The organism is Paracoccus fontiphilus (assembly GCF_017356265.1).
Taxonomy (GTDB): domain Bacteria; phylum Pseudomonadota; class Alphaproteobacteria; order Rhodobacterales; family Rhodobacteraceae; genus Paracoccus; species Paracoccus fontiphilus.
The window spans coordinates 143,008-149,167 of record NZ_JAFNAW010000002.1 but is presented as its reverse complement, the minus strand read 5'-3'; the positions used below and the strand labels follow the sequence as shown (position 1 = coordinate 149,167).

Annotated in this window: 8 protein-coding genes; 2 read left to right on the top strand and 6 right to left on the bottom strand. The window is 61.3% G+C overall.

Going from position 1 to position 6,160, the window contains the following annotated elements; all coding sequences use genetic code 11:
- A partial coding sequence (locus tag J0F76_RS01855; protein ID WP_207465091.1) for a DUF2158 domain-containing protein occupies nt 1-261 on the top strand: 261 nt, incomplete at its 5' end.
- Here J0F76_RS01855 and tnpC read toward each other — a convergent pair.
- The 5 genes from tnpC to J0F76_RS21315 are packed head-to-tail and all read right to left on the bottom strand — an operon-like array spanning nt 244 to nt 3,768.
- Entirely contained in the window at nt 244-1,809 is a 1,566-nt protein-coding gene (gene tnpC, locus J0F76_RS01850) for an IS66 family transposase (protein ID WP_207465089.1), read from the bottom strand. The genes J0F76_RS01855 and tnpC overlap by 18 nt on opposite strands.
- Before the next feature lie 57 nt (nt 1,810-1,866).
- Complete coding sequence (gene tnpB / locus J0F76_RS01845) at nt 1,867-2,220, bottom strand: IS66 family insertion sequence element accessory protein TnpB (protein ID WP_242689931.1); 354 nt, start codon at nt 2,218-2,220, stop codon at nt 1,867-1,869.
- Nucleotides 2,220-2,627 carry a transposase gene (locus J0F76_RS01840; RefSeq protein WP_242689918.1) on the bottom strand — a complete coding sequence of 136 codons (408 nt, stop codon included), beginning with the start codon at nt 2,625-2,627 and terminating at the stop codon, nt 2,220-2,222. Before J0F76_RS01840 ends, tnpB begins: the two co-directional genes overlap by 1 nt.
- Nucleotides 2,628-2,673: 46 nt before the next feature.
- Entirely contained in the window at nt 2,674-3,648 is a 975-nt protein-coding gene (locus tag J0F76_RS01835) for a hypothetical protein (RefSeq protein WP_207465085.1), read from the bottom strand.
- A 6-nt stretch (nt 3,649-3,654) separates the two neighbouring features.
- Complete coding sequence (locus J0F76_RS21315) at nt 3,655-3,768, bottom strand: DUF6471 domain-containing protein (protein ID WP_377707344.1); 114 nt, start codon at nt 3,766-3,768, stop codon at nt 3,655-3,657.
- Between the two features lie 177 nt (nt 3,769-3,945).
- Here J0F76_RS21315 and J0F76_RS01830 point away from each other — a divergent pair, with 177 nt between their 5' ends.
- Nucleotides 3,946-5,541 (top strand): peptide chain release factor 3, encoded by a 1,596-nt coding sequence (locus J0F76_RS01830; protein WP_207465083.1) that lies wholly within the window; start codon nt 3,946-3,948, stop codon nt 5,539-5,541.
- A gap of 21 nt (nt 5,542-5,562) precedes the next feature.
- Here J0F76_RS01830 and J0F76_RS01825 read toward each other — a convergent pair whose 3' ends face one another.
- Complete coding sequence (locus J0F76_RS01825) at nt 5,563-6,042, bottom strand: SspB family protein (RefSeq protein ID WP_207465081.1); 480 nt, start codon at nt 6,040-6,042, stop codon at nt 5,563-5,565.
- Between the last annotated feature and the right edge of the window lie 118 nt (nt 6,043-6,160).

Here is a 6,160-nt window from a genome sequence, read left to right as displayed (position 1 = left end):
TATCATCCCTCCACCTGTCATGCAGGCAGGGAATCACAGATCAAGCCGCAGGGATATCCTGAATCGGGAAAGCCGCAACACGCTCTAATGAACGAACAAGAATTCAAACCCGGCGATCTGGTACGGCTCAAGTCTGGAGGACCGATCATGACCTACTCGGGCAACGACTTTGCAGGACGAGCAATCTGCACCTGGTTTCATGTTGCGAAACATGAGTCTTACTGTAAGCGCGACGGCGTGGGCCTATGCGGCGAGGCTTGACGGCTGCGCGAAGCTCCAGGGCATGAGTTCCTCGATGCGGGCTTTCGGATGGCCCTCGAGGATGGCGTGCAAGGTGGTGGAGATGTAGTCGACGGGGTTCACGCCGGACATCTTGCAGGTGGCGACGAGTGAGGCGAGCATAGCCCAGTTCTCGGCGCCGACCTCGTTGCCTGCAAAGAGGGCGTTCTTCCTTGTCAGCGCGATCGGACGGATCTGGTTCTCGACCGGATTGGTATCGAGTTCGAGGGTGCCGTTCTCGAGGAAACGGATCAGGCCGGGCCAGTGGGCGAGGGTGTAGCGGATGTCCTCAGCGAGTTGGGATTTCTGCGGGATGCGGGAAAGCTGGACTTCCAGCCAAGGCTTGAGTGCGGCGATGATCGGCGTGGCGTGCTCCCGCCGGGCTGCGAGGCGGTCGGCAGGGAGCTTGCCGCGCACAACTTTCTCGATCTGATACAGCAGTGCGATCTGGCGCAGCATCTCCTCGGCAATGGGCGAGCCCTCGTTCTCGAAGCGCTTCACGAAGCGCCGCCGCACATGGGTCCAGCAATAGACCAGTTGCCAGGGGCCGTTGTCGCGCTCCATCCCGGTCATCGCATTGTAGGACTGATAGGCGTCGCATTGCAGAAACCGGCCGCGGTATCCGGCAAGGAACTTCAGCGGATGCTGCTTTCCCCGGCCAGGGGCATAATGGAACAGCACGATTGGTGGGCCTGCCCCGCCATGACCGCGATCATCGGACACGACGGCCCAGAAGAAGCCGCTCTTGGTGGCCTTCCTGCCCGGATCGAGCACCGGCGCCCGGGTCTCGTCAACGAAGATGCGATCGGCGCCGCGCAGATGGGCGCGCATGTGGTCGACGACCGGCATCAGGTGGAAGCAGGCGCGGCCAACCCAGTTGCCGAGCGTGCCGCGGTCGAGATGGAGGCCCTGCCGCTCGAAGATCCCGGCCTGGCGGTAAAACGGAAGGTGGTCGCCAAACTTCGACACCATGATCCAGGCAATCAGCCGCTCGGTCGGCAGCCCGCCTGGCACGACATGCTCCGGCGCATGCGCCTGCACCACGGCCTGCGAGCAGCGGCGGCAGGCATATTTGGGACGCCGCGTCACCAGCACCTGGAACTGCGCCGGGATCACATCAAGGCGTTCGGAGATGTCCTCACCGATCCGGGCCATCTCGCCACAACCGCAAGGGCAAAGGGTGCTGGCGGGCTCGATCACCCGCTCGATCCTCGGTAGGTGCGGCGGCAGATGCCCGCGGTTGCGCGCTGGCTTGGGAGGCGTTTCCCCGCGCGCGCGTTGCAGCGCAGCCTCGGCCTTCTCTTGTGCCGCCTCGAGCACACCCTGAGCAAACTCGGCATCCTCCAGGGCCAAGTTGATCTGGTCGGGCGACAGCTTCTCGGAGCTTTTGCCAAACTGCGCGCGTTGCGAAGAGCGCAGGATATCTTCCAGCCGACGGTTGGCCTCCTGCACCTCGGCCAGTGCCGCCTCGACCTCGGCCAGGCGGGCCTTCAGATGGGCGTTCTCGCGACTGAGGGCATTGGCATCCATAACCGGGATTGAATCACGCTGACCCGGTTCTGGCCAGCAAAAACAGGTGCCCAGGGCTCACCCGGCTACCTGCGGACGCCGCGAACGTTGCGGTCGCACCAGACGCCAGTCCAGCCCCTCGAACAGCGCCGACAACTGCGCCGATGACATCCGCATCACCCCGTCCCGCACCTGAGGCCAGACGAACTTGCCGCCTTCGAGCCGCTTGTGAACCAGCACCATCCCGGTCTGATCCCAGATCAAGAGCTTGATGCGGTCTGCCCGCCTCGCACGGAATACGAACACCGCCCCACAGAACGGGTCGAGGCCGAACATCTCCTGCACAGCAAGCGCGAGACCGTCGATTCCCTTGCGGAAGTCCACAGGACGTGTTGCCACGTAGACCTTTACCGGCCCTCCCTGACCGAGCATCACGATGCCGCCGCCCGCACTGCCCGGATTGCCCGCGTCAGCAACTCCTCGTCTACGCCAGCAGAGGCCCGGATCACGACTTCGCCGACAACAATCTCCACGCCGGTGGTGATCCCCATCTCTGCCGGCAACTCCGCTGCGGTGCCCTCAACGACCAGTTCCGCAAACATCGGCAACGCCGCCACGCGCTCGGGCACAATCAACTGCCCCGTCCGCAGCCTCTTCCGCCAGTCATAGACCTGCCAGCGCGTCGTCCCGTGCCGCCGCGCGACCTCCGTAACCGAAGCTCCCGGCACCAGGCTCTCAGCTGCGATCCGCGCCCGCTCCGCTTTTGTGCGTCGCCGGCGCCCGGTCGGCCCCTCCATCACCTCCAGCCGGGAAACCTCACTACCCGAGAAGCCGTCCAAATGGACGCCCACTTTGCCGTCTCTCTCCAAGCCAACACTCCCACGCTCATGCGCGTGCAGAATGGCCCAAGCAGATTACAAGAGGCAGAAGGGGAACGCCGTCGCGCTTACGCTTGATCCAATCGGCGGTGCTAATATCAATCCGTTTGGTATGAGGACCATCTATATTGGCAAGCAGGGTGTAAAAATCAACAGACTTTGTCTCTTTTTGACCTACCGAAACATAGCTTAATCTCCCCCAAAAGCCAAAACCTATGAAATCGGGATTTTTCAATATATCGGCTTCTGAGAGATTAAAGTCGGCGCGTGCTCCTTTGGGGAGATTTGGAACCACGGAGTGTAGTTTCTTCTCAGGTAGCTCATTGAACCTGTCCAAGAAGTTGTCTGGATTATCGCCATCGGCAATTATGTCACCTAGCCATGAAAATCTTACGTCCCCAGCAACGCTATTGCCTTGATTGACCACTGCTAGTCTTACCGTAAAGGCGAGCCTCTTATGGCCTTCGTAAAAGTAGGGGCGTATCGCGATATCCGTTATTTCAATGCCAAGCCACGCGCGGGTTTGAGCCTCTCCCAGCGCCCTCGTGTCGACTACCATCTGCTGAGTCGCGATAAGTGTCAGGTATACATAACGCACACCAATAGTGGTGATGCCTATAGTGGCCAAGCCAATTAGCCAAGCGGCCCATAGAGCCCCCTCGGCCCAATGGGCCATTTCCCGTTGAATGTTTAAATCTTGCTCGGAACGCTCAGATTCGCGGCTAATATCTTTTGCATTGTTTATACAGTCCTTCGCACTGTCGAGCGATGAAGAGTTACTAAGACATTCGCTATAGGCTACTTCTGTTGCATCCCTTTTGGCATAAAAGGCGGAATGCTCTCGGTCGGCGCTTTGATAGCCCTTTGAGAATGCAAAGATGTAACTAATAAAAGCGATGCTCAACAGGGCGAGAGCGCCTGTCAGAACAAGGGCAAAGTATCCGTTCTCAAATCGCTTAGACATTGAAGAAAGAAGCCTCATGAATTTCTATCGGCTCACCTTATTCCGCAAGTTCCTCACGTTGTCACCAACGCCTATCGCTTGCAGCTTTCGGCCCATCTGAGCATAGGTCGCCGGGTGTCCCCAAACTGGCTCGCACACCTACCTTACACACAGCATTTGCGCGGGGAGAAGTTTTATGAAATAAAATCAAGCAACACTGATCGGAGACGCCGAATTCAATTCTCTCTCGCAGCACCATTTCAGATCCCGTTCAGATGCACCCGTCGCCCGTCAGGGCGATTGCGCATTTCCGATCCGCAGGCTACAGGCCGCACCATGACAAATCGCCCCGAACTTCCGCCCGAAATCGCCCGCCGCCGCACCTTCGCGATCATCTCGCACCCCGACGCGGGCAAGACCACCCTGACCGAGAAGTTCCTGCTGTATGGCGGCGCCATCCAGATGGCCGGTCAGGTGCGCGCCAAGGGCGAGGCGCGGCGGACGCGGTCGGACTTCATGAAGATGGAGCAGGAGCGGGGGATTTCGGTTTCCGCGTCGGCGATGTCCTTCGACTTCGACGGCCACCGCTTCAACCTGGTGGACACGCCGGGCCACAGCGACTTTTCCGAGGATACCTATCGCACCCTGACCGCCGTGGACGCGGCGATCATGGTGATCGACGGGGCCAAAGGGGTCGAATCCCAGACCCGCAAGCTGTTCGAGGTCTGCCGGTTGCGCGACCTGCCGATCCTGACCTTCTGCAACAAGATGGACCGCGAATCGCGCGACACGTTCGAGATCATCGACGAGATCCAGGAAAACCTTGCCATCGACGTAGCCCCGGCATCTTGGCCCATCGGCGTGGGCCGGGACTTCATCGGCTGCTACGACATGCTGAACGACCGGCTGGAGCTGATGGACCGCGCCGACCGCAACAAGGTCGCCGAGTCGGTCAAGATGGAAGGTCTGGACGATCCCCGCCTGGCCGACCACGTTCCCGCCGACCTGCTGGAAAAGCTGCGGGAGGAGGTCGAGATGGCGCGCGAACTGCTGCCCGCCTTTGACCGCAAGTCCTTCCTGGAAGGGCACATGACGCCGATCTGGTTCGGCAGCGCGATCAACAGCTTCGGCGTGCGAGAGCTGATGCGCGGGATCAGCGAATACGGCCCCGCGCCGCAGCCGCAGAACGCCGCCGACCGCGAGATCGCGCCCGAGGAAAAGCCCGTGACCGGCTTTGTCTTCAAGGTGCAGGCCAACATGGACCCCAAGCACCGCGACCGGGTGGCCTTCGTGCGCCTCGCCTCGGGGCATTTCGAACGCGGCATGAAGCTGACCCATGTGCGGTCGAAAAAGCCGATGGCAGTGACGAACCCGGTCCTGTTCCTGGCCGCCGACCGCGAACTGGCGGACGAGGCCTGGGCAGGCGACATCATCGGCATCCCCAACCACGGCCAGCTTCGCATCGGCGACGCCCTAACCGAGGGCGAGGCGCTGCGCTTTACCGGCATCCCGTCCTTTGCCCCCGAACTGCTGCAATCGGTGCGCGCGACCGACCCGATGAAGGCCAAGCACCTGGAAAAGGCGCTGATGCAATTCGCCGAGGAAGGCGCGGCCAAGGTCTTCAAGCCGATGATCGGGTCGGGCTTCATCGTGGGCGTCGTGGGCGCGTTGCAGTTCGAGGTGTTGGCGAGTCGGATCGAGATCGAATACGGCATCCCCGTCCGCTTCGAGGCGTCGCAGTTCACCTCTGCCCGCTGGGTTGCCGGACCCAAGGACAAGGTCGAGGCCTTCGTGAACGCCAACAAGGGCCATATCGCGCAGGATCACGACGGCGACATGGTCTATCTGACGCGCCTGCAATGGGACATCGACCGCGTGGGGCGCGACCATCCCGAATTGCGGCTGACGGCCACAAAGGAAATGATGGTCTAGGCCCGTGCCTGGACCGCGCGGCTATTTCCGCCAGCGGTCCAGTTGCACCACCTCGCCCCCGCCGTTCGGGGTGCCGTCGGGATTGTCGCCGCCATCCTCGTCCCCGTCCTGATCGCCTTCGTCATCATCGTCGTCGTCCTCGGACTCCTGCGTCTCGAAGCGCAGGCCGAATTCGACGGAAGGATCGACAAAGGTGCGCAAGGCGTCGAAGGGGATGCGCAGCGGCTCGGGAGAGTTGCCGAAGTTCAGGGTCACGGTGAACCCCTCGTCGTCCACGGTCAGGTTGTCGAACCAGTGCTGGATGACGATGGTCATTTCCTCGGGATAGCGTTCGCGCAGCCAGTCGGCCATCTCGACCCCTTCGTCGCGCGTGTCGAAGGTGATGAAGAAGTGGTGGTCGCCCGGCAGCCCGTGTTCGGCAACACGCTCCAGCACGTCCGCGATCAGACCCTGCAATGCGCGATGCATCATTCCGCCGTAGTCGATTCCCGATCGCGCCATGTCCGTTCCCTTCGATTTCGGGCCAGCATAGGCATATGACCGGTATTGAAAAGAGGGAGGGCCAAGGCTTTGGCAAGAAACCCTCATCGCCTTGCCGGCGGTCGCAAGGACGCAGGGC